The sequence below is a fragment of the Microbispora corallina genome (assembly GCF_016863035.1).
GTDB classification, from domain to species: domain Bacteria; phylum Actinomycetota; class Actinomycetes; order Streptosporangiales; family Streptosporangiaceae; genus Microbispora; species Microbispora corallina.
The window spans coordinates 1-24,607 of record NZ_BOOC01000014.1 but is presented as its reverse complement, the minus strand read 5'-3'; the positions used below and the strand labels follow the sequence as shown (position 1 = coordinate 24,607).

Annotated in this window: 20 protein-coding genes and 1 tRNA gene; 8 read left to right on the top strand and 13 right to left on the bottom strand. The window is 71.9% G+C overall.

Annotation, left to right across the window (positions count from 1 at the left end):
- Positions 1-316: 316 nt before the first annotated feature.
- On the top strand, positions 317-1,264 hold the full coding sequence (locus Mco01_RS16920; protein WP_204057855.1) for a hypothetical protein: 948 nt from the start codon (positions 317-319) through the stop codon (positions 1,262-1,264).
- Here the strand turns inward: Mco01_RS16920 and Mco01_RS16915 are convergent.
- The 6 genes from Mco01_RS16915 to Mco01_RS16890 all read right to left on the bottom strand — a co-directional run bounded on the left by Mco01_RS16915 (position 1,257) and on the right by Mco01_RS16890 (position 8,395).
- On the bottom strand, positions 1,257-2,633 hold the full coding sequence (locus Mco01_RS16915) for an MFS transporter (protein WP_204057854.1): 1,377 nt from the start codon (positions 2,631-2,633) through the stop codon (positions 1,257-1,259). The genes Mco01_RS16920 and Mco01_RS16915 overlap by 8 nt on opposite strands.
- A 52-nt stretch (positions 2,634-2,685) precedes the next feature.
- A complete protein-coding gene (locus tag Mco01_RS16910; RefSeq protein ID WP_204057853.1) occupies positions 2,686-3,609 on the bottom strand; it encodes a sulfotransferase in 924 nt (307 codons plus the stop codon).
- Positions 3,610-3,797: 188 nt separating this feature from the next.
- Entirely contained in the window at positions 3,798-5,060 is a 1,263-nt protein-coding gene (gene cysN / locus Mco01_RS16905; RefSeq protein ID WP_204057852.1) for a sulfate adenylyltransferase subunit CysN, read from the bottom strand.
- A 145-nt stretch (positions 5,061-5,205) separates the two neighbouring features.
- Positions 5,206-6,120 (bottom strand): sulfate adenylyltransferase subunit CysD, encoded by a 915-nt coding sequence (gene cysD / locus Mco01_RS16900; RefSeq protein ID WP_204057851.1) that lies wholly within the window; start codon positions 6,118-6,120, stop codon positions 5,206-5,208.
- A gap of 11 nt (positions 6,121-6,131) precedes the next feature.
- The gene (locus Mco01_RS16895; RefSeq protein ID WP_204057850.1) at positions 6,132-6,911 is read right to left on the bottom strand and encodes a 3'(2'),5'-bisphosphate nucleotidase CysQ; all 780 of its coding nucleotides are present in this window, start codon (positions 6,909-6,911) and stop codon (positions 6,132-6,134) included.
- A complete protein-coding gene (locus tag Mco01_RS16890; protein WP_239103671.1) occupies positions 6,908-8,395 on the bottom strand; it encodes an exopolysaccharide biosynthesis polyprenyl glycosylphosphotransferase in 1,488 nt (495 codons plus the stop codon). The genes Mco01_RS16895 and Mco01_RS16890 overlap by 4 nt, the downstream gene beginning before the upstream one ends.
- A gap of 93 nt (positions 8,396-8,488) precedes the next feature.
- Here Mco01_RS16890 and Mco01_RS16885 point away from each other — a divergent pair, with 93 nt between their 5' ends.
- Positions 8,489-9,130, top strand: coding sequence for an exonuclease (locus Mco01_RS16885; protein ID WP_204057849.1), 642 nt, complete (start codon positions 8,489-8,491; stop codon positions 9,128-9,130).
- On the opposite strand, the gene pth is transcribed toward Mco01_RS16885, so the two are convergent.
- The 5 genes from pth to Mco01_RS16860 all read right to left on the bottom strand — a co-directional run bounded on the left by pth (position 9,105) and on the right by Mco01_RS16860 (position 13,577).
- On the bottom strand, positions 9,105-9,731 hold the full coding sequence (pth, locus tag Mco01_RS16880; RefSeq protein ID WP_204057848.1) for an aminoacyl-tRNA hydrolase: 627 nt from the start codon (positions 9,729-9,731) through the stop codon (positions 9,105-9,107). The two genes, Mco01_RS16885 and pth, sit on opposite strands and share 26 nt — an antisense overlap.
- A 67-nt stretch (positions 9,732-9,798) precedes the next feature.
- Positions 9,799-10,404 (bottom strand): 50S ribosomal protein L25/general stress protein Ctc, encoded by a 606-nt coding sequence (locus tag Mco01_RS16875; RefSeq protein ID WP_204057847.1) that lies wholly within the window; start codon positions 10,402-10,404, stop codon positions 9,799-9,801.
- Positions 10,405-10,567: 163 nt separating this feature from the next.
- The gene (locus tag Mco01_RS16870) at positions 10,568-11,545 is read right to left on the bottom strand and encodes a ribose-phosphate diphosphokinase (RefSeq protein WP_204057846.1); all 978 of its coding nucleotides are present in this window, start codon (positions 11,543-11,545) and stop codon (positions 10,568-10,570) included.
- Positions 11,546-11,859: 314 nt separating this feature from the next.
- The gene (gene glmU / locus Mco01_RS16865; RefSeq protein WP_204057845.1) at positions 11,860-13,332 is read right to left on the bottom strand and encodes a bifunctional UDP-N-acetylglucosamine diphosphorylase/glucosamine-1-phosphate N-acetyltransferase GlmU; all 1,473 of its coding nucleotides are present in this window, start codon (positions 13,330-13,332) and stop codon (positions 11,860-11,862) included.
- Positions 13,333-13,506: 174 nt separating this feature from the next.
- Positions 13,507-13,577 (bottom strand) — tRNA-Gln (locus tag Mco01_RS16860).
- A 347-nt stretch (positions 13,578-13,924) separates the two neighbouring features.
- On the opposite strand from Mco01_RS16860, the gene Mco01_RS16855 reads away from it, so the two are divergent.
- Genes Mco01_RS16855 through Mco01_RS16840 form a run of 4 tightly spaced genes read left to right on the top strand, consistent with a single transcriptional unit; the run spans position 13,925 to position 19,136 of the window.
- Positions 13,925-14,863 carry an acyl-CoA desaturase gene (locus Mco01_RS16855; protein WP_204057844.1) on the top strand — a complete coding sequence of 313 codons (939 nt, stop codon included), beginning with the start codon at positions 13,925-13,927 and terminating at the stop codon, positions 14,861-14,863.
- Positions 14,856-16,055: a TetR/AcrR family transcriptional regulator gene (locus tag Mco01_RS16850; RefSeq protein ID WP_239103670.1), complete on the top strand. Its 1,200-nt coding sequence runs from the start codon at positions 14,856-14,858 to the stop codon at positions 16,053-16,055. Before Mco01_RS16855 ends, Mco01_RS16850 begins: the two co-directional genes overlap by 8 nt.
- A gap of 58 nt (positions 16,056-16,113) precedes the next feature.
- Positions 16,114-18,216: an RNA degradosome polyphosphate kinase gene (locus tag Mco01_RS16845; RefSeq protein WP_204057843.1), complete on the top strand. Its 2,103-nt coding sequence runs from the start codon at positions 16,114-16,116 to the stop codon at positions 18,214-18,216.
- Positions 18,217-18,239: 23 nt separating this feature from the next.
- On the top strand, positions 18,240-19,136 hold the full coding sequence (locus tag Mco01_RS16840) for an NUDIX hydrolase (protein ID WP_239103669.1): 897 nt from the start codon (positions 18,240-18,242) through the stop codon (positions 19,134-19,136).
- Between the two features lie 136 nt (positions 19,137-19,272).
- On the opposite strand, the gene Mco01_RS16835 is transcribed toward Mco01_RS16840, so the two are convergent.
- The gene (locus Mco01_RS16835; RefSeq protein WP_204057842.1) at positions 19,273-20,727 is read right to left on the bottom strand and encodes a CYTH and CHAD domain-containing protein; all 1,455 of its coding nucleotides are present in this window, start codon (positions 20,725-20,727) and stop codon (positions 19,273-19,275) included.
- Positions 20,728-20,835: 108 nt separating this feature from the next.
- Positions 20,836-21,594, bottom strand: a complete 759-nt coding sequence (locus Mco01_RS16830; RefSeq protein ID WP_239103668.1) for a trans-aconitate 2-methyltransferase — start codon at positions 21,592-21,594, stop codon at positions 20,836-20,838.
- Between the two features lie 82 nt (positions 21,595-21,676).
- Between Mco01_RS16830 and Mco01_RS16825 the strand changes: the two genes are divergently transcribed.
- Both Mco01_RS16825 and Mco01_RS16820 read left to right on the top strand, forming a co-directional pair.
- Positions 21,677-22,201, top strand: coding sequence for a MarR family winged helix-turn-helix transcriptional regulator (locus Mco01_RS16825; protein ID WP_204057841.1), 525 nt, complete (start codon positions 21,677-21,679; stop codon positions 22,199-22,201).
- 336 nt (positions 22,202-22,537) lie between these two features.
- Positions 22,538-24,103 carry a trypsin-like serine peptidase gene (locus Mco01_RS16820; RefSeq protein WP_204057840.1) on the top strand — a complete coding sequence of 522 codons (1,566 nt, stop codon included), beginning with the start codon at positions 22,538-22,540 and terminating at the stop codon, positions 24,101-24,103.
- The last annotated feature ends 504 nt before the right edge of the window (positions 24,104-24,607 follow it).

Genomic DNA, 24,607 nt, shown 5'->3' with positions numbered 1-24,607 from the left:
CGCGCGTGAAACGGCGACGGCGCCGGCCTGTACGTCTCACACGGCCGGTCGCGAAATCTCCGAAATATCGGCACACAGGCGTGTCGTCCGCACGGACCATTCCCGGTCGCACCCTTTACGGAATTCCCGGAATACGCGGCGATGCCGGGAAATGCCGTGCCCCGGAGACCGGTGCCCGGACATTCGACGTCCGGAAGATCGACGTGCAGAAGATCGACGTGCGGAAGATCGACGTGCGGAAGATCGACGTGCGGGCCGTGCGGGAGGTCGCCGTGCGGGAGATCGCGCCTCGCCGGGGCGGAAAGACGGCGTCCCCGTGAGCGACGCCCGCCTCCGTATGCGCTACCTGGACGACGTCCTGCGCCTGCTGTACCCGTCGCCCGGCGGGCGCAGCCCCCGGACCGTGCTGCCGCACCGGCTCGCCCCGCGGCGGCTCGTGCCGCGTACCCGCTGGCACGCCGCCCTCGGCCGCCCGGTCCTGGTGTCCGACGGCCCCGACACCATCGAGACCTACCTCAGCGGCGTTCTCGGCCGGCCCGTCACGACCGTCGTCCGGGTGCGCGCCCCCCTCCGGGACAACCGCAAGCCGGTGCTGGAGGCGTACGGCGACGCGACGCTGCTGGGTTTCGTGAAGGTCGGGGACACCGAGCGCGCTCGCGCCCTCGTCAGGCACGAGGCCGCGGTCCTGGAGATGCTCGCGGGCCTGCCGCTGAAGGTCGTGACGCCGCCGGTCGTCCGGCATCACGGCGTGTGGCGCGGCCTCGACGTGCTGCTGCTGTCCCCGCTGCCCGTGACCTCCCGGCGGGTCCCGGCCGACCTGTTCGACGCCGCCGTACGGGAGATCGCGGCCATCGGCCTTCACGCGGCGATCGACCCGGCAGCGGAGGCGACGGCCCATCCGCGCGGGTGGCACTGGCACGGCGACCTGTCGCCGTGGAACATCGCGCCCGCCCCCGACGGGCGCCTGCTGGTGTGGGACTGGGAGCGGTTCGGCTGCGGCGTGCCGCTCGGCTTCGACGCCCTGCACCACTTCTTCCACCGCGCCCTGCGGCGGATGCGGCCCCCGCAGGCCGCCAGGGCGTGCCTCGCCCAGTCAGGGAGGGTCCTCGAACCCTTCGCCCTGTCGACCGCCGAGGCCCGCCGCACCGCCGTCCACTACCTGGTCACGCTCGCCGACCGGCACTACCGGGACGGCCACGAGCCGCTCGGCCCCCCGTCCGAGTGGCTCAGTCCCCTCGTCGACCACCTCGAATCCCTCATCTGACCGGCGTCCGCCCGACGGCGGCGGGGGCCAGGCGGGCCACCACGGCGAGGACGACGACCAGGGCGGCCAGCGTCCGGGTGAGGCCGGCCGCCTGGGCGACCCAGCCGATGACCGCCGGGCCGAGCAGGATGCCCGAGTAGGTCATCGTGGTGAACCGGGACATCACGAGGGCAGCCCCCGGACCCTCCGCACCCATGTGGCCCACGACACCGACGATGACCGGCAGCGGGGTCGCGAGGCCGAGGCCCATGAGGGCGAACCCGGCGACTGCGAGAGCGGGCCACGGGGCGGCGACCCCGAGCGCGAGGCCCGCGGCCGCGACCGCCGTCCCGGCCCGGACGAGGCGCGGGGCGGGGTGGCGGGCGACCATCCGGTCCCCGACGAGGCGTCCGCACGTCTGGCAGGCCGTGAAGGCGATGTAGGCCAGAGAGGCCACGCCCAGCGTCGCGCCGAGCCGGTCGTGCAGGAACACCCCGCTCCAGGTGGCGACGGCCGCCTCACAGGTCAGCACCGCGGCGCCCATGCCGCCGAGCACGAGCAGGCGGCGGGTCCACCCGGTCCGCCACGCCCCCGCCCTCCGCGCGCTCCGCCCGCCGGGGACCGGGGCCGGCCGCCCTCGCCGCGAGGCCGTTCCGGGATCGGACGCGCTCGCCGTCCCGGCGGCCGGCTCCGCGTCCGCGCCCCCGCTCCGGCGGTCGGCGGACGGCGGGAGGAGGCGCCGGCCCACGGCCAGCGCCATGAGCACCAAGGCTGCGGCCAGCCAGAGATAGTGCGCCGCGCGGGAGACGCCGGCCTGCGCCGCCGCGCCGCCGGCCAGCGAACCCGCCACGGCGCCGAGGCTCCAGGCCGCGTGACAGCCGTTCAGGATGGAACGGCCCAGCGCCCGCTCGACCGTCACCGCGTGGGCGTTCATCGTGACGTCGAGCACGCCGTGCACCACGCCCAGGACGACCATGGCCGCGAACAGGTGCGGCAGGTCCCCGGCGAGCCCCACCCCGGCCAGCGCCGCGGGAAGCGCCACCGCCGCCGCCCGGACGATCCACGCGCTCCCCCACCGGGCGGCCAGACCTCCGGTCAGCTGCATGGACGCCACGGCCGCCACGCCGAACAGGGTCGTGGCGAGACCGAGGCCCCCCTCGCTCAGCCCGATGTCGAGCTTGAGCGACGGCGTGCGCACGGCAAGGCTCGCGATGGCGAACCCGTTGCCCGCGAAGATCGCGACGACCGCCCAGCGGGCCCGGCGGGCCGCCGCCAGGACCCCCGTCCCGGCCGGCGCGCGGCCTTCGGGCAGGACGACCCGCCCCGTAGGGGCCGATTCGGCCATCCCCCGCACCTCCTCGTCGTACGGCGTCCCTCGTGGACGCCCCACCTGGACGACGAAGGGGACCGGGCGACATCGACAGCGGGGGCCTCGGCAGGCCTCAGTGGGCCGCGACGGCCAGCGGGGCCAGGACGGGCTCGGGCTCGGCGGGCGGAGCCGGCGGGCGGTACCGGAGGCGATAGCCGTACGGACGGAGCAACGGAAGGGTGAGCGCGGTCACCAGCCACCGCTGGTGGAACGGGAGGGCGCCCGGACGGCGGTGCGCGGCGGGACGCGGCGGCGTGCCCGGGACGGTGTGGGCGGCCCCGAGCCCCGCGCCGGTCCCGGGGTCGCCCAGATCGAGGCGCCGGGCCAGGCGCGTGAGCGTGCGTCCCGGGTCGGCGAGCAGGTCCTCGTACCGGACCCGGACGACCTGGACCCCCTTGCGCCGCAGCACCGCGAAGGCGAGGTTCTGCGCCAGCCAGTGGACGGCGGTCCTTGCCGGGGTCCAGCGAACGGGGGCGGGCGACCGCACTTGTCTCGCCCGGTGGGCGGCGGCCAGGGCGCGCGGGTCGCGCACCACGTGGACGACCCGCAGGTCCATGATCGCGGCGAGGCAGTAGGCCAGGGAGACGCGGCGGCTGGAGTCGACGACGACGCGGGCGCCGGCCACCTCGGCCGCCGCCGCGTAGACGCGTGAGTAGGCCAGCACGTACTCGGACAGCTCCGCCTCACGGAACACGAGCCCGAGCGCGAGGGCGGGGACGCGCCGGACGCGGTCGACCCGGGCCCGCAGCCGCGGCACCCAGCCCGCCTGGTCGAGCCGCCACTGCCCGAACGCCCGCGTGCCCACCCTGCTCCAGAACGGGCACGCCGAGAACGGCCGGCCGCATCCGCACGGCTCGTCGGCCCGCACCCCGCGGGTCCACAGGTGCGCGGTCCCGCCGAGCGCCGCCACCTCGGGCAGTTCGCCGAGCAGGCGCTCCAGCAGCACGGCGCCGCTGCGGCCCAGGCCACCCACGAAGATCACCGGCTGGTCGGCCATGAGGCCCTCCCCGTCCGAGTGCGAGACGTTCCGAGCACGAACGCGAGGAACCTATCGCCGCCGGTCGCGGGCACGCTGGTGATCTTCCAAGGCATTGCCGGGTGAGGACCGCCTCCGTCCCGCTGATCTACCCGGCCGTCGACGAGACGGCCGGGCAGGTCCCCGGGACGGGCGTCAGCGGGCGGGCGTCAGCGGGCGTCGACGATCATGCCGGCGCCGACCGTGCCGTTCGTGGCCTCGTCGATCAGGATGAAGCCGCCGGTCATGCGGTTCCTGGCGTAGTCGTCCACGAACAGCGGCTGGGTCGTGCGCAGCGACACCCGGCCGATCTCGTTGAGGGTCAGCGCGGTCGCCGTCTCGTCGCGGTGCAGGGTGTTGACGTCGAGGCGGTAGTGCAGGTCGCGCACCAGGACCCGGGCCGTACGCGTCGTGTGCTTGATCAGCAGCTTGGAGCGCGGCTGCAGCTTGAGGCCGTCGGCCATCCAGCACACCATCGCGTCGATCTCCTGGGCCACCTGCGGCTGGTTGTGCGGCCGGCAGATCAGGTCGCCGCGGGAGATGTCGATGTCGTCGCCCAGCCGGAGCGTGACCGACATGGGCGGGAACGCCTCCTCGACCGGCCCGTCGAAGGTGTCGATTCCGGTGATCGTGGTGGTGAGCCCCGAGGGCAGGTGGAGGACCTCGTCGCCCGGCTTGAGCACGCCGCCCGCGACCTGCCCGGCGTACCCCCGGTAGTCGTGCAGGTCGGGGCTGGTCGCGCTGTGCGGGCGGATCACGTACTGCACCGGGAACCGCACGTCGACCAGGTTGCGGTCGGACGCGATGTGCACGTGCTCCAGGTGATGGAGCAGCGACGAGCCCTCATACCAGGGCATGTTCTCCGACCGGGAGACCACGTTGTCCCCGTGCAGGGCCGAGATGGGGATGAACGTGAGGTCGGACGCGTTCAGCTTGGAGGCGAACGCGGTGAACTCCTCGCGGATCTCGTCGAACCGGGCCTCGGAGTAGTCGACCAGGTCCATCTTGTTGACCGCGAGGACGAGGTGCGGCACCCGCAGGAGCGTCGTCAGGAACGCGTGCCGGCGCGACTGCTCCAGCACGCCCTTGCGGGCGTCGATCAGGATGATGGCGAGGTCGGCGGTGGAGGCGCCGGTCACCATGTTCCGGGTGTACTGGATGTGCCCGGGGGTGTCGGCGATGATGAACTTCCGCTTGGGCGTCGCGAAGTAGCGGTACGCCACGTCGATCGTGATGCCCTGCTCGCGCTCGGCCCGCAGGCCGTCGGTCAGCAGCGACAGATCGGTGTACTCGGTGCCCCGGTCGCGCGAGGTCCGCTCGACCGCCTCGAGCTGGTCCTCGAAGATCGCCTTGGAGTCGAACAGCAGCCGCCCGATGAGCGTGGACTTGCCGTCGTCGACGCTTCCCGCCGTGGCGAAACGAAGGATGTCCATCAACGCCCCCGCCTCAGAAGTTGCCCTCGGACCTCACGCAGCCGGCCTTCCGTGCCGGGCCGATCGTGGTGGGCGCGCGTCAGAAGCACTCCTTGAATCTGACGCGGCCGGTCTTCCGTGCCGGACTGATCGCGGCAGGCGCGCATCAGAAGTACCCCTCTTTCTTGCGGTCCTCCATGGCGGCCTCGCTGGCCCGGTCGTCGGCGCGGGTCGCGCCGCGCTCGGTGATGCGGGTCACCGCGATCTCCTCGATGATCTCCTCGACCGTCCTGGCCGTGGAGGCGACCGCGCCCGTGCAGGTCATGTCGCCGACCGTGCGGTAGCGGACGACGCTCTCGTACGTCGGCTCGTCGTCGCCCCGCTGGACCACGTCGGAGTCGGCCAGCAGCATGCCGTCGCGTTCGAAGACCTTCCGCGTGTGCGCGAAGTAGATCGAGGGGATCTCGATGCCCTCCCGCTGGATGTAGTGCCACACGTCCAGCTCGGTCCAGTTGGACAGCGGGAAGACCCGGATGTGCTCGCCCCTGCGGATGCGGGTGTTGTACAGGTTCCACAGCTCGGGGCGCTGGTTCTTCGGGTCCCACTGGCCGAAGTCGTCGCGGAAGGAGAACACCCGCTCCTTGGCCCGGGCCTTCTCCTCGTCGCGGCGGGCGCCGCCGAACACCGCGTCGAACTCGTGCTCCTCGATCGCGTCCAGCAGGGTGGTGGTCTGCAGCCGGTTGCGGGAGGCACGCCGCCCGGTCTCCTCCACCACCCGGCCGGCGTCGATGGACGCCTGCACCGAGGCCACCACGAGCCGGACGTTCAGCTCGGCGACGCGGCGGTCCCGGAAGTCGATGACTTCGGGGAAGTTGTGGCCGGTGTCCACGTGCATGAGCGGGAACGGGATCGGCGCGGGCCAGAAGGCCTTCTCGGCGACCCGCAGCATGACGATGGAGTCCTTGCCGCCGGAGAAGAGCAGACAGGGGCGCTCGAACTCGGCCGCGACCTCACGCATGATGTGGATCGCCTCGGCTTCGAGCACGTCGAGCTGTGACGTGGTGTAGTCACGCTGAAGCATTGGGCTTCCTCTTAGGGAGACTGGCGGTGCAGGTCACGGATGCAGGCGAGCATCGTTGGCGCCAGATCCGGTAGGGAGACCAGGATATCCGGCAGCGAGGGGTCGGCCTGGTTGTAGGCCGGCGGCGAGCCGTCGATCCTGCTGACGTGGGCCCCGGCGGCGAGCGCCACGGCGACCGGCGCGGCCGAGTCCCACTCGTACTGGCCCCCCGCGTGCACGTACGCCTCGACCTGGCCGGTGAGCACGGCGGAGATCTTGGCGCCGGCGGACCCGATCGGGACGAGCTCCGCGCCCAGGCGGGCGGCCAGCTCGCGGACGAACTCGGGCGGCCGGGTGCGGCTGACCGCGATGCGGAAGGGCTCGCCGGCCGCGGGCGCCTTCGGCAGCACGGGCGGCTCGGCGGTGGTGAGCGTGCGCCCCTGGGCCGGGAGGGCCACGGCTCCCGCCATGAGCGCTCCCTCCTGCCACAGGGCGACGTGCACGGCCCAGTCGGACCGGCCGGGCTCGGAGTACTCCCGCGTGCCGTCGAGCGGGTCGACGATCCAGACCCGGGAGGCCGTCAGGCGCCGGGGGTCCATCCGCTCCTCGCGGGTCGCCTCCTCGGACAGCACGCTGTCGCTGGGCCGGAGGCGCTCGAGCGCGTCCATGAGGAAGCGGTGCGACGACCGGTCGCCGGCGTCTTTGAGGGCCCGCTGGTCGTCGAAGCCGTGCCGTGCGCGGAGCTCCAGGAGCCGCTCCCCCGCCTCCGTCGCCAGGTCACCGGCGAGGGAGTGGTCGTCCCGTATCGTCATCCTCGGTAAGCTCCCGTCCCGCGTGCCACCGCAGCCCATGTCTTCCACAGGATCTGCAGATCCAGCATGAGAGACCAGTTCTCGACATAACGCAGGTCTAACCGTACCGATTCCTCCCATGACAGGTCGGGTCGGCGGTCAAGCTGCCACAGGCCCGTCATCCCGGGCCGTACCACCAGCCGCCTGCGCACGTCGTCGCCGTACTGCTCGACCTCGGCCGGGAGCGGCGGGCGCGGCCCGACCAGGGACAGGTCGCCCCGCAGGACGTTGACCAGCTGGGGAAGCTCGTCGAGCGAGCGCCGCCGCAGCCGCGCGCCGAGCGGGGTGACCCGGGGGTCGCGCCGGATCGAGACGGGATCGCCGCGCCCGCCCGACAGCTCGACGCGGCGCCGGTCGGCCTCCCGCCACGTGGTCCGGAACCGGAGGAGCGTGAACTCCGCGCCGTCCCTGCCGACCCGCCGCCGGCGCTCCAGCGCGGGCCCGGGGCTGGTCGCCCGTACGGCGAGGGCGAGGGCGGCCAGCAGCGGCGCCAGCACGGCCAGCGCGAGCCCGGCGGCCACCCGGTCGACGGCGCCCTTCAGCAGCCGTCCGGCCCCAGTCAGCTCAGGGTGCTCGGCGCGGAGCAGCGAGAGCCCCGCCACCGGCCTGAGCGCGGTTCGCGGCCCGGCCGCGTCGAGCAGCGCAGGGGCCACCAGCAGACCGGCGCGCCCGCGTTCCAGGCGCCAGGCCAGCCGCCGCAGGGCGGGGCCGTCCAGCTCGGGGCAGGCGAGCGCGGCGACCGCGTCCGCGCCCGTCTGCTCGACCACGAGCGGCACGTCGGTGAGGTCGCCGAGCACCGGGACCCCGGCCACCCGGGCGGCGCGGACGACTCCCGGATCGGCGTCGCCGCCGGACGACAGGCAGGCCGCGACCAGACGCACGCCCTGGCCCGGATCGCGCCGTAACACCTCGCGCAACCGGGCCACCTGGGCCGGCCGTCCCACCGCCACCACGCGGCATCGCCAGCCGTCTCCGCGCGCCCACCGGCCGCGCAGCCGCCGTCTCAGGACGTGCCGCCCGGTGAGGGTCATCGCGCCGGCGAGCGGGAGGGCGACGAGAACGTGGGCGCGGGCCGGCGCCGTCCCGGCCGCGTACGCCGCGAGGGCCACGGCGGCGCACAGCGCCCCCCAGCACCGCGCGATCCGCCGGAACTCCTCCGGACCCGACCCGAAGAGCCCTGTCGCGTACGCCCCGCCGAGAGCCAGCCACGCCACCCACACCAGCGGCGGCGCGACGGTCCCGATCACCCGGGGGGCCGCGGACGCAGTACCCTCGCCGAGCCGCGCCACAACGGCGGCGGCTCCGGCGAGGAGGGCGCACAGCATGTCGGACACGACGGCGTGGCGGCGGTACCGGACCGCCCAGGCGGGCGGGCCCGCCCGGGGGCGCGGCCGCGGGGTGCCGGACTCACCGGGGACGACCGCGGACAGCTCGCCGTCCAGCACGCACGCCTCCCCCGATGGCCGTTTACGTGACCGTGTGAACACGGACCGTCAGAGAATGCTAGCGGCCGCCCACCCGGGGCATCAGGGGGATTCATGAAAGCCGAAACGTACATTTCCGTCGACATCGAAGCCGACGGGCCGATCCCGGGGCCGTACTCGATGATCAGCTTCGGGATGACGGTGGCCGGGCGGATGGCGGGACGGCGGTTCGAGCGCGTCGATCCCGAGTCGGCGACCTTCTACGCCGAGTTGCGGCCGATCAGCGACGCGTACGTGCCGGAGTCGCTCGCGGTCAGCGGCCTCGACCGCGACCTGCTGCTGCGCGAGGGGCGCGACCCGGCCGAGGCGATGGCGGCGGCCGCCGCCTGGGTGGCGGAGGTGTGCGGCGAGACGCTGCCGGTGCTGGCGGCGTTCCCCCTGGCGTACGACTGGATGTGGATCTACTGGTACTTCCTGCGCTTCACCGGGGAGTCCCCGTTCGGGCACTCCCGGTGCATCGACATCAAGACGCTGTACGCCGCGAAGGCCGCGGTGCCGGTCGCGTGGGCGACCAAGCGGCAGATGCCCCGGGAGGTGCGGTCGGCCCGCCTGCACACGCACAACGCGCTGGACGACGCCGTGGAGCAGGCCGAGCTGTTGCAGAACCTCATGCTCTGGCCCGGCGCCGGCCGCCTCGGCCGGGCCGTCCCCGCGGACGGGACGGCGGGGGTCAGCGGGGCGGCTTCGCCGGGTTGAGGTCGCCCGCGTGGAAGCGGTTCTGGGTGGCCTCCAGGCCGGCCGTCATCAGCGACTCGACCATGTCGGCGGCCCGGTCGACCAGGAAGGGCAGGTCCTTGCGCTCGGCCGTGGCGAAGTCGCGCAGCACGAACGCGGCGGGGTCCATCCGCCCGGGCGGCCGGCCGATGCCGAACCTGATGCGCGGGTAGTCCCGGGTCGCCAGCGACTTCGTGATCGACTTCAGCCCGTTGTGGCCGTTGTCCCCGCCGCCCACCTTGGCCCGCAGCGCGCCGTACGGGATGTCCAGCTCGTCGTGCACCACGACGACGTGGTCGGGGGCGACCTTGTAGAAGTCGGCCAGCGCCTTGACCGGGCCGCCCGAGAGGTTCATGTACGACAACGGCTTGGCCAGGACGGCCGGGACCCCGGCCAGCCGGCCCTCGACGATCTCAGCCCTGGACTTGTGGGCCTTGAACCGCCCGCCGGCCCTCGCCGCGAGCTCGTCCACGACCATGAACCCGGCGTTGTGCCGGTTCCCGGCGTACTCCGGCCCGGGGTTGCCCAGGCCGACCACCAGCCAGCGCTCCGCCGCCGGCGACGACGCGTCGCGGGAAAACATCACCGTCTCCTCACATGGAGAAGCCCTCCACAGGACGTCCTGTGGAGGACTCTCTCACGAACGGGTCCTACTCGGCGGCCTCGGCGCCCTCGGCGGGGGCGGCCTCGGCGGCCTCGCCCTCCTCGGGCAGCTCGGCCGTCGGGGCGGAGATCACCTGCAGCACCAGCGCCTCGGGGTCGCCCGACAGCGTCGTGCCCGACGGCAGCTTCAGGTCGCTCGCGTGCACCGCGAAACCGGCGTCCTTGCCGTCGACGTCCACCTCGACGCCGGTCGGGATGTGGGTGGCCTCGGTCTCGACGCCGATCGTCACGAGCTGCTGCTCGACGATCGCGCTGCCGATCGGGTCGCCGGCGACCGTGACCGGGATCTCGACCGTGACCTTCTCGCCGCGCTTGACCAGCAGCAGGTCGACGTGCTCGAGGAAGCCCTTGATGGGGTCGCGCTGGACGCCCTTGGGCAGCGCGATCTCGTCGATGCCCTCGCCCTGCAGGCGGATGAGCACGTTCGGCGTGCGCAGCGCGAGCAGCAGGTCGTGGCCCGGCAGGGTCAGGTGCTTGGGCTCGGTGCCGTGGCCGTACAGGACGGCGGGGACCTTGTCGGCGCGGCGGATCTTGCGCGCGGCGCCCTTGCCGAACTGGTCGCGGGGCTCGGCGGCGATGCGTACTTCGGACACGGCACATCTCCTAGGGATGACTCGTCTGCGGATGGCGCGCTCCCCCTCACCCGCCCTAGCGGAAGGCGTTACGAGCGCAACTTGACCACCTTACCGTGCCCACGGGACCCGGCAGGCCGGGACGGGCCCGGGGCGCCGCGGCGGGACGCCCCGGGGCCGGCCGTCAGCTGTCGCCCTCGAAGAGGCTGGTCACGGAGCCGTCGGTGAAGACCTCAGTGATGGCCCGCGCGATCAGCGGGGCGATCGACATCACCGTGAGGCTGTCGAACCTCTTCTCCTCCGGGATGGGGAGCGTGTTGGTCACCACGACCTCGGAGATGCGGGAGTTCTTCAGCCGGTCGACGGCCGGGTCGGAGAAGACCGCGTGCGTCGCCGCCACGATCACGTCGGTCGCGCCGTGCTCGTACAGGGCGTCCGCCGCCTTGCAGATCGAGCCGCCGGTGTCGATCATGTCGTCGATCAGGACGCAGGTCCGGCCGCTGACCTTGCCGACCACCTCGTGCACCTTCACCTGGTTGGCCACGTCGAGGTCGCGCCGCTTGTGGATGAACGCGACCGGGGTGCCGAGCGAGTCGGACCACCGCTCGGCCAGCCGCACGCGGCCGGTGTCGGGGGAGACGATCGTCGTCGTCGCCGGGTCGAGCTTGCCGCGCAGATAGTTGATCAGCACGGGCATCGCGAACAGGTGGTCCACCGGGCCGTCGAAGAAGCCCTGGATCTGGGAGGTGTGCAGGTCGATCGACATGAGCCGGTCGGCGCCCGCCTGCTTGAACATGTCCGCCATCAACCGGGCCGTTATCGGCTCGCGCCCGCGGCCCTTCTTGTCCTGCCGGGCGTACCCGAAGAACGGCATGATCACGGTGATCCGCTTGGCGGAGGCCCGCTTGAGGGCGTCCACCATGATGAGCTGCTCCATGATCCACTTGTTGATGGGGGCGGTGTGGCTCTGCATCACGAAGGCGTCGCAGCCGCGCACCGACTCCAGGTAGCGCACGTAGATCTCGCCGTTGGCGAAGTCGCGCAGCGCCGTCGGGGTGATCTCGACGGCCAGGTTGGCCGCCACCTCGTCGGCCAGCTCCGGGTGGGCGCGCCCGGAGAAGAACATGAGGTTCCGCTCGCCCGCGGTCTTCTTCCCGCTCATGACTCCCTCCCGCCCGGCCGCTCGGAGTCGCATCCGCGAATCACGCCGTGCCTGCCGGTCCGCTCGCCTCGCTCGCTCATGCCGCGCTCCTCGCGTGTCGGGCGTATGGGGCCGTCGAGGCCGCTCCGTCCCGGGTCGCCTCGTCCCGGAGGAGGGACGGCACCCCGTGTCCCCTCGCTCGGTCCTTCTGGTCGCTCACGGTGTCCTCCTGGCCTGGCCCTCGGGCGCTACGCGGTCGGGGACCGCGCCTCGTTCTCGTTCCTGTCTGCTCGCCCGGCCCGCCTCGCGGGCCGTTCGGGGATGGGGGGCGTGTCCTACTCGTCCGCGGCGGCGCGGTCACCCTCGTCCGCGCCGTCGGGCTGTGGGGCGGCCGCCCGCTCGGCGGCCGCGGCGGAGGCGGTGCCCGGCCGGCGCCGGACGACCCACCCCTCGATGTTGCGCTGCTTGCCCCGGGCGACCGCCATCGCCCCGGGCGGCACGTCGGACGTGATCACCGAGCCGGCGGCGGTGTACGCGCCGTCCCCGATCGTGATCGGCGCGACGAGCATGTTGTCGCTGCCCACGCGGACGTGGTCGCCCACGACCGTGTGGTGCTTGGCGACGCCGTCGTAGTTCACGAAGACGCAGGCGGCCCCGATGTTCGAGCCGGTCCCGATCGTCGCGTCCCCGACGTACGTGAGGTGGGGCACCTTCGACCCCTCGCCGATGCGGGCGTTCTTCGTCTCGACGAAGGTGCCGATCTTGCCGGCGGCCCCGAGGACCGTGCCGGGGCGCAGGTAGGCGAACGGGCCGACGGAGGCGCGGGCGCCGATCTCGGCGCCGTCGCTCACCGTGTTGCGGACCACGGCCTCCTCGCCCACGACCGTGTCGGTGAGCGTGGCGCCCGGGCCGACCTCGGCCCCCTCGCCGATCCTGGTGGCGCCCTTGAGCTGGGTGCCGGGGTGGACGACCGCGTCGGGCTCCAGGACGACCCCGGCGTCGATCCACGTGCTGCCCGGGTCGACGATCGTGACCCCGGCGCGCATGTGCGCCTCGAGGATCCGCTGGTTGAGGACCCGGCGGGCGAAGGAGAGCTGGACGCGGTCGTTGACGCCCTCGACCTCGACGTGGTCGGCCGCGACGTGGGCCCCGACCCGGTGGCCGTCCTCGCGGAGGATGGCCAGGACGTCGGTGAGGTACTGCTCGCCCTGCGCGTTGGCCGCGCCGACCCGCTTGAGGGCCTCGGCCAGCAGGCCGCCGTCGAACGCGTAGACGCCCGAGTTCATCTCGGTGATCGCCCGCTGCTCGGGCGTGGCGTCCTTTTCCTCGACGATCTCCAGCACCGCGCCGCCGGCGTCGCGCACGATCCGGCCGTACCCGGTCGGGTCGGGCACGCGGGCGGTCAGGACCGTCACCGCGTTGCCGTCGCCGGCGTGGCGGGCCAGCAGCGCGGCCAGCGTCTCGGTGCGCAGCAGCGGCGTGTCGCCGTACGTCACGAGGACGGTGCCCTCGATCGGGCCGACGGCCTCCAGGACCGTGCGGACGGCGTGGCCGGTGCCGTTCTGCTTCTCCTGCACGACCGGGCGCGCGTCGGGCGCGGACGCCGCGAGGTGCGCCTCGACCCGTTCGCGCGCGTGGCCGACGACCACGATCAGCGACTCGGGGTCGAGGCCGCGCGCGGCTGCGAGCATGTGGTCCACGAGCGCGAGACCGCAGATCTCGTGGAGGACTTTGGGGGTCTTCGACTTCATCCGGGTGCCCTCGCCGGCGGCGAGGACGATCACGGCTGCCGGGCGCGGCACACTCACGGACTGAGGCTCCCTCGGCGTCGCGGCTGACACGGGTCGACATTCGGTTTCCGTACGGCAACTACCCGGGCACCGCACGTCCACCCGCTCGACAAGGTGAGCTTACCCGGCGTACTCCCGGAGCCATCCAGCCCCCACCACCGGAGAGGGTGTGCTCCGAGCCCGTTCAACGCGCTCCCGGGGGAGGATTCGAACCTCCGTTGACAGAACCAAAATCTGTAGTCTTGCCCCTAGACGACCCGGGATGAACTTTTAGTGCCAACTGTCGGATTCCGGCGGGGCCGGATTCCGACCTCAGGATACAGATCCACCCCCCGTTCCGCTCATCCAATCAGGTCGGACACCACATTCCCCGATCTTCGGGCCTGCCCGTGTTAGGACGAGGCCGGCACGGGCACGCCACAGGGGACCGGACCGCATCGGGCGGTGCCCGCATACCAGATCGCGAGCGCCCAAGGCAAGGCGTGGACTCGCCACCAGATGCACCCGGGAGCGTCACCTTCCACACATTCGCTCTTAGGTATTCCTAACTTACGATGGCGTAGGTTACGGTTGCGTAGCCAGACAATCTCGCCACACCGTGAGGTAGCCCATGACCGTCCTGACCGAGCGGCCCTCGCCGCAGCCGAAGCCGGAGTTCGAGCCGGAGAACAAGTCAACGGCCGATCTGATCATCTTCGCGATCGTCGTCGGCACTCCGATCCTCGCGCTGGTCGTCGCCGTGCCGTTCGCCTGGGGATGGGGCCTGGGCTGGACGGACGTCGCGATCGCCCTCGCGTTCTACGTCGTCTCCGGCCTGGGCGTCACGGTCGGGTTCCACCGCTACTTCACCCACGGGTCGTTCAAGGCCAACCGCTCCCTGAAGATCGCCCTCGGCATCGCCGGCAGCCTCTCGCTGGAGATGTCGGTGCTCGACTGGGTGGCCGCCCACCGCAAGCACCACAAGTTCTCCGACAAGGAGGGCGACCCGCACTCCCCGTGGCGGTTCGGGCCCGGCTTCAAGTCGATGTGCAAGGGCCTGCTGTACGCGCACGTGGGCTGGCTCTTCGAGGTCGAGCGCGTCAACCGGTCCAAGTACGCCCCGGACCTGCTGAAGGACCCGGACATCATGAAGCTCCACCGGTGGTTCCCGCCGCTGGCGATCACCTCCCTGCTGCTCCCGGCGGCCCTGGGCGGCCTGATCACCTGGTCGTGGCAGGGCGCGCTGACCGCGTTCTTCTGGGGCACCGTGGTCCGGATCGGGCTGCTGCACCACGTCACCTGGTCGATCAACTCCATCTGCCACGTCTTCGGCGAGGAGGTGTTCGAGTCGCGTGACAAGTCCCGCAACGTGTGGTGGCTCGCCATCCCGTCGTTCGGCGAGTCCTGGCACAACCTGCACCACTCCGACCCCACCTGCGCCCGGCACGGCGCGCTCAAGGGCCAGATCGACCTGAGCGCGGGCATGATCCGCTGGTTCGAGAAGGCCGGCTGGGCGACCGACGTGCGCTGGCCCACCCCCGAGCGGCTGGCGGCGAAGCGACTTGGCTGATCCCGCCGGCGCCACCCCCGTCGAGGGGGACGGCTGGGCCGCCGCGCATTCGCCGGCGGCCCTGACCGCGTCCCCGCCCGCCCCTCCCCCGCCGCGCGCCGCCCTCGCCGTGCCGGCGCCGGCGCGCATGAGCGCCGTCACCGGCGGCGCCGTCCCGAGCCAGGGCGGCGGCCCCGGACGCGTCATGATGGAATCCGTGAGCGAGTCCTCTCGATCCCGAAGACGCATGACCGGCGCGGAGCGCCGCGAGCAGCTGATCCAGATCGGCCGGACCCTTTTCGCGGAGAAGGGCTTCGACGGCACGTCGGTCGAGGAGATCGCGGCCAGCGCCAAGGTGTCCAAGCCCGTCGTGTACGAGCACTTCGGGGGCAAGGAGGGCATCTACGCCGTCGTGATCGACCGGGAGATGCAGCGCCTGCTGAGCCTCGTCACCCAGGCCCTGTCCGCGTCGCACGCCCTCGTGAAGCTGGAGCGGGCGGCGCTGGCCCTGCTGCAGTACATCGAGGAGAGCAGCGAGGGCTTCCGCATCCTCGTGCGCGACTCCCACGCCGCCTCCGGGACCGGCACGTTCGCCAGCCTCATCAGCGACATCGCGAGCCAGGTCGAGGACGTGCTGGCCGACGAGTTCAAGGAGCGGGGCTACGACCCCAAGCTGGCCCCCATGTACGCCCAGATGCTCGTCGGGATGACCGCGCTCACCGGGCAGTGGTGGCTCGACGTGCGCCGCCCGCGCCGGGAGGAGGTCGCCGCCCACCTGGTCAACCTGTCCTGGAACGGTCTCACCGGCCTCAACCCGAACCCCACGCTCACCGCCGCCACCCGCGGCCGCATCCTCGCCCCCACCTCAGAGGTCCGTACGGCCCGCCCGACCGAGCGGGAGCTCAAGGAGCTGGAGAAGGCCCGCGAGCGCGAGCTCAGGGAGCAGGAGAAGCTGCGGCGCGAGCAGGAGAAGGCCAGGGAGCGCGAGCAGCGCGAGCAGGAGAAGGCCCGCGAGCGCGAGCTCAGGGAGCAGGAGAAGCTGCGGCGCGAGCAGGAGAAGGCCAGGGAGCGCGAGCAGAAGGAGCAGGCCAAGCTACGCGAGCGCGAGGAGCGCGAACGGGACAGGCTCCGCACCCAGGAGGCACGGCTCGCCCGCACGGCCGACAGGATGGGCCCTGACCAGCCCGAACCCGGCGCCGCCGCAGGCACCTAACGATTTCGTTGCGGCGAAATTAACGTTCTGTTCAACAACTTGGGGCATATTTCGTTATATGTCCGCCCAAAGCTCCCCATCTCCTGAACCGGAGGAGGTCACTCTCCCCGAGCAGGCCCCTCTTCCCCCGGACCGTTACCTCAACCGGGAGGAGAGCTGGCTCCACTTCAACGAGCGCGTCCTCGAATTGGCCGAGGACCCCGCGATCCCCCTGCTGGAGCGCGTGCGGTTCCTGGCCATCTTCGCGAGCAACCTCGACGAGTTCTTCCGGGTGCGCGTGGCCGGGCTCAAGAGGCGGATGGCGACGGGCCTGCTGCTGCGGACCACGGGCGGGCTCAAGCCGAGCGAGGCGCTGACGCGGATCGCCGCGGTCGCGGACGATCTGGCCGTTCGCCACTCGACCGTGTTCCACGACCACGTCCGCCCGCAGCTGGCCGAGGCCGGCATCGAGATCGTCCGCTGGGACGACCTCGCGCGCGACGAGCGCACCGCGCTGCGCAAGCTGTTCCGGGAGCGCATCCGGCCCGTCCTGACCCCGCTGGCGGTCGACCCGGCCCACCCCTTCCCGTACATCTCGGGCCTGTCGCTCAACCTCGCCGTCATGGTCCGCAACCCGGAGACGCGCCACACGGTCTTCGCCCGGGTGAAGGTGCCCTCCCAGCTGCCCCGGTTCGTCACCGCGTCGAAGGACCGGTTCGTCCCGCTGGAGGACGTCATCGCCGCCCATCTGGGTGAGCTGTTCAAGGGCATGGAGGTCGTCCAGCACCACGTCTTCCGGGTCACCAGGAACGAGGACCTGGAGATCGACGAGGACGTCACCGAGAACCTCATGAAGGCGCTGGAGCGCGAGCTGCTGCGCCGGCGCTTCGGCCCTCCCGTACGGCTGGAGGTCGAGGACACCATCACCCCGCAGGTGCTCGACCTGCTCGTGGAGGAGCTGGGGGTGGCGGACAACGAGATCTACCGCCTGCCCGGCCCGCTCGACCTGACCGGGCTGCACGCCATCGCCGACCTCGACCGGCCCGAGCTCAGCTACCGGCCGTTCGTCCCGGCGGAGGCCGTCGGCGCGGAGGACGACCTGTTCGCGGTGCTGCGTGAGCGGGACATCCTCGTCCACCACCCGTACGACTCGTTCTCCACGAGCGTGCAGCGGTTCGTGGAGGAGGCGGCGGCCGATCCCGACGTGCTGGCGATCAAGCAGACGCTCTACCGGACGAGCGGCGACTCGCCCATCGTGGACGCCCTGATCGACGCGGCGGAGGCGGGCAAGCAGGTCGTGGTGGTCGTCGAGATCAAGGCCAGGTTCGACGAGCACGCCAACATCTCCTGGGCGCGCAAGCTGGAGACGGCCGGCTGCCACGTCGTCTACGGCGTGGTCGGGCTGAAGACGCACTGCAAGCTGGCGATGGTGGTCCGCCAGGAGGCGGGCGGCGAGCTGCGCCGCTACTGCCACATCGGCACCGGCAACTACAACCCCAAGACGGCCCGGCAGTACGAGGACTTCGGCCTGCTCACGGCCGACCCGCAGGTCGGCGAGGACGTCACCGACCTGTTCATCCACCTGACCGGCTACTCCCGCCAGTCGGAGTACCGCAGGCTGCTGGTCGCCCCCGAGTCGCTGCGGCCGGGCCTGCTCGCCCGGATCGAGCAGGAGATCGCCCACCGCAAGGCCGGGCGGCCCGCGCGGATCCGCATCAAGACGAACTCGATGGTGGACGAGCCGATCATCGACGCGCTCTACCGGGCGTCCCAGGCCGGTGTGCCGATCGACCTGTGGGTGCGCGGGATCTGCACGCTCCGCCCCGGCGTCCCCGGCCTGTCGGAGACGATCCGGGTGCGCAGCATCCTCGGCCGGTTCCTTGAGCACTCGCGGGTGTTCGAGTTCGGCGGGGGACGGCGGCCGGAGATCTGGATCGGCAGCGCCGACCTCATGCGCCGCAACCTCGACCGCCGGGTGGAGGCGCTGGTGAAGGTCGCCAGCCCCCAGCAGCGCAAGTATCTGTCCGACCTGCTCGACCTGGCCATGAGAGAGGGCACCACCGCGTGGACGCTGAACTCCGACGGCAAGTGGCTGCGCCACCGGGGCGACGTGGACCTGCAGCACCACCTGATCGCGAGCCGGCGGTGGCGCACGGTGGACGACCAGTCGTCGATGGACTGAGCGGGCGACCCGAGGGAATGCCGATGAGCGACGACGGTGGGGCCGGGATGATCCGGGCCGCCGGGGCCGTGGTGTGGCGGGGCGACGAGAGCGCGCCCGAGGTCGCCCTCGTCCACCGCCCCAGGTACGACGACTGGAGCTTCCCGAAGGGCAAGCTCAAGCCGGGCGAGCACGTCATCGCCGCCGCCCTGCGGGAGGTGGCCGAGGAGACGGGCCTGGAGGTCGTTCTGGGCCGCGCGCTGCCGCCCGTCCACTACATGAAGGACGGCCGGATCAAGCGGGTCGACTACTGGGCCGCCCGCGTCTGCGGGGAGGCGCACGCCGGCGGCGCGCCCGGCGCCCTCGACGGGAACGACGAGGTGGACGAGCTGGTCTGGCTCCCCCTGCCGGAGGCCGGGCGGCGGCTGACCTACGAGTGGGACAGGGCCGTCCTGGGGGCGCTCACCGCCCTGCCGCTCGCCACCTCACCACTGATCTTCGTGCGGCACGGCCTGGCCGGGTCGCGGCAGGAGTGGACGGGCGACGACGACCGCCGCCCCCTCGACCCGGACGGGCGGGACCAGGCGCGGACGCTGGCGCGGATCCTGGACGGCTACCGCCCTGCCCTGCTCGTGAGCTCGCACAGCAAGCGCTGCGTGCAGACGCTCAAGCCGTACGCCGCCGAGAGCGGACTGGAGATCCGCAAGGAGAAGACGCTGTCGGAGAGCGGCTACGACCCGGCCGAGGCCGACCGGCTGCTCCGCGAGCTGTTCGACTCCGGCGAGGCGGCCGTCGTGTGCAGCCACGGCAAGGTCCTGCCCGCGCTCATCCCACCCGTGTACGGCGGACGCCTGGGCGACCCCACCCTGGCCAAGGGCGGCTTCGCCGTCCTGAACCGGGCCGCCGGCCGGGTCGTCACGTTCGAACGCCACGTGACCTGACCGGCCGGCGGGGGCCCGGACCCCGGCGGCTCCCGAGCGGCGGGGTCGTCACGGTGCGAGGCCGGACCCGGCGCCTTCGCGCGGCGGATCGTCACGGCGCGAGGCCGGACCCGGCGGCTCCCGAGCGGCGGGGTCGTCACGGGGCGACGCGGGCCCAGACGCCGGGGAACTCGGCGTGGGCGCGGTCGGCCTCGCACCGCTCGATGCCGGCGAGGACGCCGTAGGTGAAGGTGTCCTCCCCGGCCCGCCGGGCGGCCGCGGCCTCCTCCAGCAGGATGCCCTGCGCCACGACCCCGTCCTGGTGCCGCCCGAGGACCTCCTGGACCGTCTCGGCCCGCTTCGCGGCCTCGGAGGCGCCGACGACCTCCGCCGTGTAGCGGGCCCGCTTGGCGGCCTTGCGCACCTCGTGCATCGCGGTCTCGCGCTCCGCGGGGTCCTCGACGCGCTGCGCCTCCTCGTAGAACCGCACGACGCGCGCCCACCCCTTGTCGGTGATCGTGCCGAGCGTCTTGGCGGCGTCCTTGGCCGCCAGCGGGGTCAGCGGCGGGTCGGCCACGAGCGCGTCGAGGGCGTCCAGCAGCGCGAAGTAGCGCTCGCCGCTGAGCGCCTCCCGGATCCGGCCGTACGCCTCCTGCTCCCGGGCCAGGAGGTCCTCGCCGAGCCGTCGGCGCACCTCGCCGACGACGAGCGACGGGTCGAGCGCGTCGAGGCGGCGGGCGAAGCGGTCCCGGATCACCTCCAGGTCGCGCGCCTCCCCCAGCACCTCGCCCAGCCACTTGAGCTCGCCCTGCACCTGATCGGTGTCAGGGACGATCTTCTTGAACGCCTTGAGCGCGCTGCGGAGGCGGCGGGAGGCGACGCGGGCCTGGTGGACGGCGTCCTCCTCGGCCAGGCGCACCCGCGGGTCACGGGCCGTCAGCGCGTTCACCTGGTCCCGCAGGTAGGCGACCACGACCTCGCCGGCCGAGCCGGGCTCGGGCCGCGCCAGGGGCCGGACCGGGATGTCCCCGAGCAGGCGCGCGAGCTTGCTGCTCGCGCCCGCCGGCGTCGCGCCGGCCTTGCGCAGCCGCTTGGCGACCCGCTTGAGCAGCTCCTGGTCGCCCTCCTTGAGCTCGGCCTCCACCTCCCTCCAGCGCCGCACCACGGGCTCGGCGCCGAACACCGTGCCCTTGACCCGGTCGTCGGCGATCTCCGCGAGGACCGCCTCCTCCGGGCCGAACAGCCGGACCAGGCCGCGGCGGGTCTCCAGCTGCGCCACCGGCCCCAGCGGCGCGCCGCGCGTGTAGGCGAGCACGAGCTGGGCGAGCTCGGGCGGCACGACCTTCGCGCTGCGGGTCAGCGGGTGGTGGATCTCCTGGCGGGCGCCCTTGGCCTTCGGCAGCTTCAGGTGCCATCCCGCGTCGTCCCCGCCGCGGCGCCTGCGCAGCGTGACACCCCGGGCGGCGAGCCGCAGGTCGGGAGTGTCGAAGTAGGTGGCGACCAGCTGGTGGCTGAGCGTGCGGGACACCGAGGCGCAGCCCCGGACGCCGCTCATGTCGGGCACCGCGAACTCGGCCGGCACGTCGAACTTGTCCTCGATTTCGATCGGCACGAGCACCCCAATCTGAACGGTTATGTACCTATTCATGGCCATAGTGCCACTCGAAGGTAAACAAATACCGGTACCGATCGTCCCTTTTGTCCAGATTGGGATGCGGGGTCAGCGGTGGGCCACGACGAAGATCCTCCGGAACGGGAACGGCGTGCCGTACGGCCGGCGGGGATAGGCCTCGCCCAGCACGCGGGCGCAGTCGGCGAGGAAGTCGTCTCGGCGCCCGGGCGGCAGGCGGTCGAGCAGCGGCCGCAGCGCCGTTCCGCGCACCCAGTTCAGCACCGCGTCCTCGCCCGGCAGCACGTGGACGTACGTGGTCTCCCAGGCGTCGACCGAGCAGCCGAGCCCGGCGAGCAGATCGAGGTACTCCTCCGGGTCCCCCACCGGGGCCTCCCTCGGCACGTCGCCCAGCTCCTCGCGCCAGGTCGTCCGGCACAGCTCCCGGACGGCGGCGTGGCTGGGGGCGTCGAAGTTCCCCGGCACCTGGAAGGCCAGCCAGCCGCCCTCGGCCAGCCCGGCGACCCAGCGGGCGAGCAGGTCCCGGTGCTCGGGCACCCACTGGAGAAGGGCGTTGGAGACGAGGACGTCGACCGTCGCCGACGGTCGCCAGTCGCGCACGTCCGCCACCTCGAAGGTCGGACCGGGCGGCGCCTTCGCGATCATGGCGGGCGAGGAGTCGACGCCGTGCACGGTCGCGCCGGGCCAGCGGCGGCACAGCGCCGCGGTGAGCTCGCCGGTGCCGCAGCCGAGGTCGACGACGTACGCGGGGTCGCGGGCGTCGACCCTGGCGAGCAACTCGAAGAAGGGGCGGGCGCGCTCCCCGGCGTACCGCTCGTAGACGTCCGGGTCCCAGATGTCGCGGGTCATCCACTGCCTCCGATTTATCTTGATGTCGAGATATCGATATCGCCCCGGATATCTCGATGTCAAGAGAGCTACACTCGGGCGCATGACCTTCTCACGGCCCGTCGAGGACGAGGTGGACCGGCTGGTCGCGGCATGGCGGCAGGAGCGTCCCGACCTGGACGTGACGCCCCTCGAGGTGCTGAGCCGGGTGTCCCGCCTGAGCCGGCATCTGGAACGCGAGCGCCGCGCCGCCTTCGCCGACCACGGCGTCGAGTCGTGGGAGTTCGACGTGCTGACCGCGCTGCGCCGGGCCGGCGACCCGTACGAGCTGAGCCCGGGGGCGCTGCTGCGCGCCACGCTGGTTACGTCCGGGACGATGACGAACCGCATCGACCGCCTCGCCGCGTCCGGGCTGGTCACCCGCCGTCCCGATCCGGAGGACCGCCGCGGCGTCCTCGTGCGGCTCACTCCGGCGGGGCTGCACCGGGTGGACGCCGCCTTCGCCGACCTGCTGCGGCGTGAGCGGGAGCTGCTCGGCGGCCTGGAACAGCATGAACAGCAGGCCCTCGCGGGCCTGCTGCGCACGCTTCTCGTTCCCTTTGACGCCTCCGACAGCGGAGTGCAGTAGCCCGTTCCCTGGGAGACCGGGTCCTAACGCGGCATTCTCGGACGTGACGGCGGCGACCTCCGGTTTCGTGGGCGATATGTGATTTCGCTCACAGTCGCGGATAGACCGATCCACCTGCCACGTGCCTGTCAAGCTCGCCTTCAGGTTCATGATCAGCGTAAACGTGCCGCATACAGCACTGACCTGCGTCACGCCAGTCAAGCGGCGGGTTCCACGATCCCGGACAGGCAGCCCGAATCGCCCACTTTCCCAGCTTTTTCTCAGATAACTTGCTCCCGTTCCTTTACTGACGCTTGGGGCGCAAGTGACGCCTCACGACAGACCAGGGAGATCCTCTTGAAGCGCTCGCTCGCTCTGGGTGGCGTCGCGGCCGGCCTCCTGGCCTCCGCGGCCGTCGCCGCCCCGGCTCACGCCTCCGACACCGTTCCGTCCGTCATCCTGGCCAACACGCCGTTCGCGGCCAAGGAGATCGCGACGTTCTGGTTCGCGGAGCACTACGCGAACCTCGTCAACGCCACGCCGTACGACGTGGAGACCAAGGTCGTCGCCAAGCACGTCTCGACCGGCGGCCCGTCGGCCGACACCAAGCCGGGCGTCGTGCCCGCGATCGGCGACGAGAAGAAGAGCACCGCCAAGTCGAAGAACGTGAACCTGCCCAAGACGCTGGGCAAGGTGTTCTTCATCGGCGCCGACCACCGGCCGCACTGGTGCACCGCCACCTCCGTGCAGTCCTCGTACCACAACCTGGTGGCGACCGCGGGTCACTGCGTCTACGACACCGAGAGCAACCGCGAGACCCTCGACAAGTGGGTCTTCGTGCCCGGTTACTACCAGGGCAAGACGCCCTGGGGCATCTACGTGGGCAAGCAGGCCTTCACCCACTACGACTTCGACGTCTACGAGGACGGCGACCGCGACTACGCGTTCGTCACCGTGTACAACGGCGTGCTGCCCACCGGCGCCGGCTTCGGCTCCTACTCCAAGGTGTGGGAGCACAAGTGGCAGGCCTACAAGGACAAGGCCCGCATCGAGAACGACAAGACCACGGCCTGGTCGAAGATCGAGGTCAACTCGGTCGGCGACCCGGACCACCTGGTCCCGGTCGGCACCCCCGAGTCCGACGTGTTCTCGATCACCGCGGACGCCTTCCAGGCCGCCAACAAGGGCAAGGACCTGAAGGGCGACGGGCCGTGGGACCCGCGCACCGGTGTGAAGACGGACGAGCTGACCGCCGGGCAGTACAACAGCAACCAGGACTTCTACTACAGCCCGGACAAGAAGGCCCTCTTCTTCCGGACGAAGGTCGAGGCCCCCGAGGCTCTCGTCTCGGAGACCCCGTCGCCGAGCCCGTCGCCGTCGGCGACCCCCACCCCCACGGCCACCCCCACCGCGACGTACAAGTACTTCAAGCGGACCTTCTGGGGCAGCTACGACCTGGACTACAAGGTCACCGCCAAGGTCTTCGGCGTCGGCCTCAAGGACGTCGGCCGCCTCGGCGACAACGTCGGCGGGCAGGGCCTGGCCTACAACCAGAAGCTCGGCAAGAACGTCTTCGTCTTCGGCTACCCGAGCGGGTCGCACCCGGACGGCAACCACAGCTTCAGCGGCCAGACCCTCAAGTGGAGCTACGGCAAGACCTTCGCCGCCCAGGCCTCCGCGATCAAGGGCGAGGAGCTCGTCGGCGTCAAGTCCTCCTTCACCGGTGAGGGCTCGATCGGGTCGTCGTGGCTGCTGCAGTACAAGAGCTCGCGCCGCCTCGGCTACCTGAACGGTGTGACCATCGGCGTCTCCGACACCGACAAGAACAACCGCATCGACACCAGCATCTCGCCGTACTTCGACGGTGAGCTGTACGGCGTCTACAAGTCGGCCGCCTCGCTGTGGTCCGGCAAGATCGTCTGATCTGACGGCACAGTCCGATCCGGCTATCCCGGCCTGATCCGGCCCCTACGGGTCTGATCCGGCCCCCAGCACGACGGAAAGGCCCGGCCCCCTGGCCGGGCCTTCTCCTTTTCCCTGGAACTTCCGCCGCCGCACGATCCGGCCCGGAGGCGGTACGGGCCGGCCGGCAGGTCCATCGGAGAGGCATCTTCGACGGGTCGCGGGGCCGATCTGGTTTCGTCCGGCTGATGTGATTTGCGTCACATTGGTGGGCCGGAACGATCCACGCGACCAGAAGTCAGGATCACCGGTAAAGGGCGACCCATCAGCAGTTATGCATCGGTTATCTAGCTCTCGTCTAGAACGCTCCGGATGTGCGGTCGGACAGGTGGATCAAGAGCACCGCATGATTACCACCCTTCCCAGCCAATCCTCAGATAACTTACGAACCGTTCCTTTACTGACGGTTGGGGCGCGAGTGACGCCTCACGACAGACCAGGGAGATTCTTATGAAGCGCACCCTT

Excerpts from the sequence above, each read along its gene's own strand:
- Mco01_RS16910 (WP_204057853.1), bottom strand. The coding sequence starts at position 3,609 with ATGGCCGACCAGCCGGTGATCTTCGTGGGTGGCCTGGGCCGCAGCGGC.
- cysN (WP_204057852.1), bottom strand. The coding sequence starts at position 5,060 with ATGGACATCCTTCGTTTCGCCACGGCGGGAAGCGTCGACGACGGCAAG.
- cysD (WP_204057851.1), bottom strand. The coding sequence starts at position 6,120 with ATGCTTCAGCGTGACTACACCACGTCACAGCTCGACGTGCTCGAAGCC.
- Mco01_RS16895 (WP_204057850.1), bottom strand. The coding sequence starts at position 6,911 with ATGACGATACGGGACGACCACTCCCTCGCCGGTGACCTGGCGACGGAG.
- Mco01_RS16885 (WP_204057849.1), top strand. The coding sequence starts at position 8,489 with ATGAAAGCCGAAACGTACATTTCCGTCGACATCGAAGCCGACGGGCCG.
- pth (WP_204057848.1), bottom strand. The coding sequence starts at position 9,731 with ATGTTTTCCCGCGACGCGTCGTCGCCGGCGGCGGAGCGCTGGCTGGTG.
- Mco01_RS16870 (WP_204057846.1), bottom strand. The coding sequence starts at position 11,545 with ATGAGCGGGAAGAAGACCGCGGGCGAGCGGAACCTCATGTTCTTCTCC.
- Mco01_RS16855 (WP_204057844.1), top strand. The coding sequence starts at position 13,925 with ATGACCGTCCTGACCGAGCGGCCCTCGCCGCAGCCGAAGCCGGAGTTC.
- Mco01_RS16845 (WP_204057843.1), top strand. The coding sequence starts at position 16,114 with ATGTCCGCCCAAAGCTCCCCATCTCCTGAACCGGAGGAGGTCACTCTC.
- Mco01_RS16840 (WP_239103669.1), top strand. The coding sequence starts at position 18,240 with ATGAGCGACGACGGTGGGGCCGGGATGATCCGGGCCGCCGGGGCCGTG.
- Mco01_RS16830 (WP_239103668.1), bottom strand. The coding sequence starts at position 21,594 with ATGACCCGCGACATCTGGGACCCGGACGTCTACGAGCGGTACGCCGGG.
- Mco01_RS16825 (WP_204057841.1), top strand. The coding sequence starts at position 21,677 with ATGACCTTCTCACGGCCCGTCGAGGACGAGGTGGACCGGCTGGTCGCG.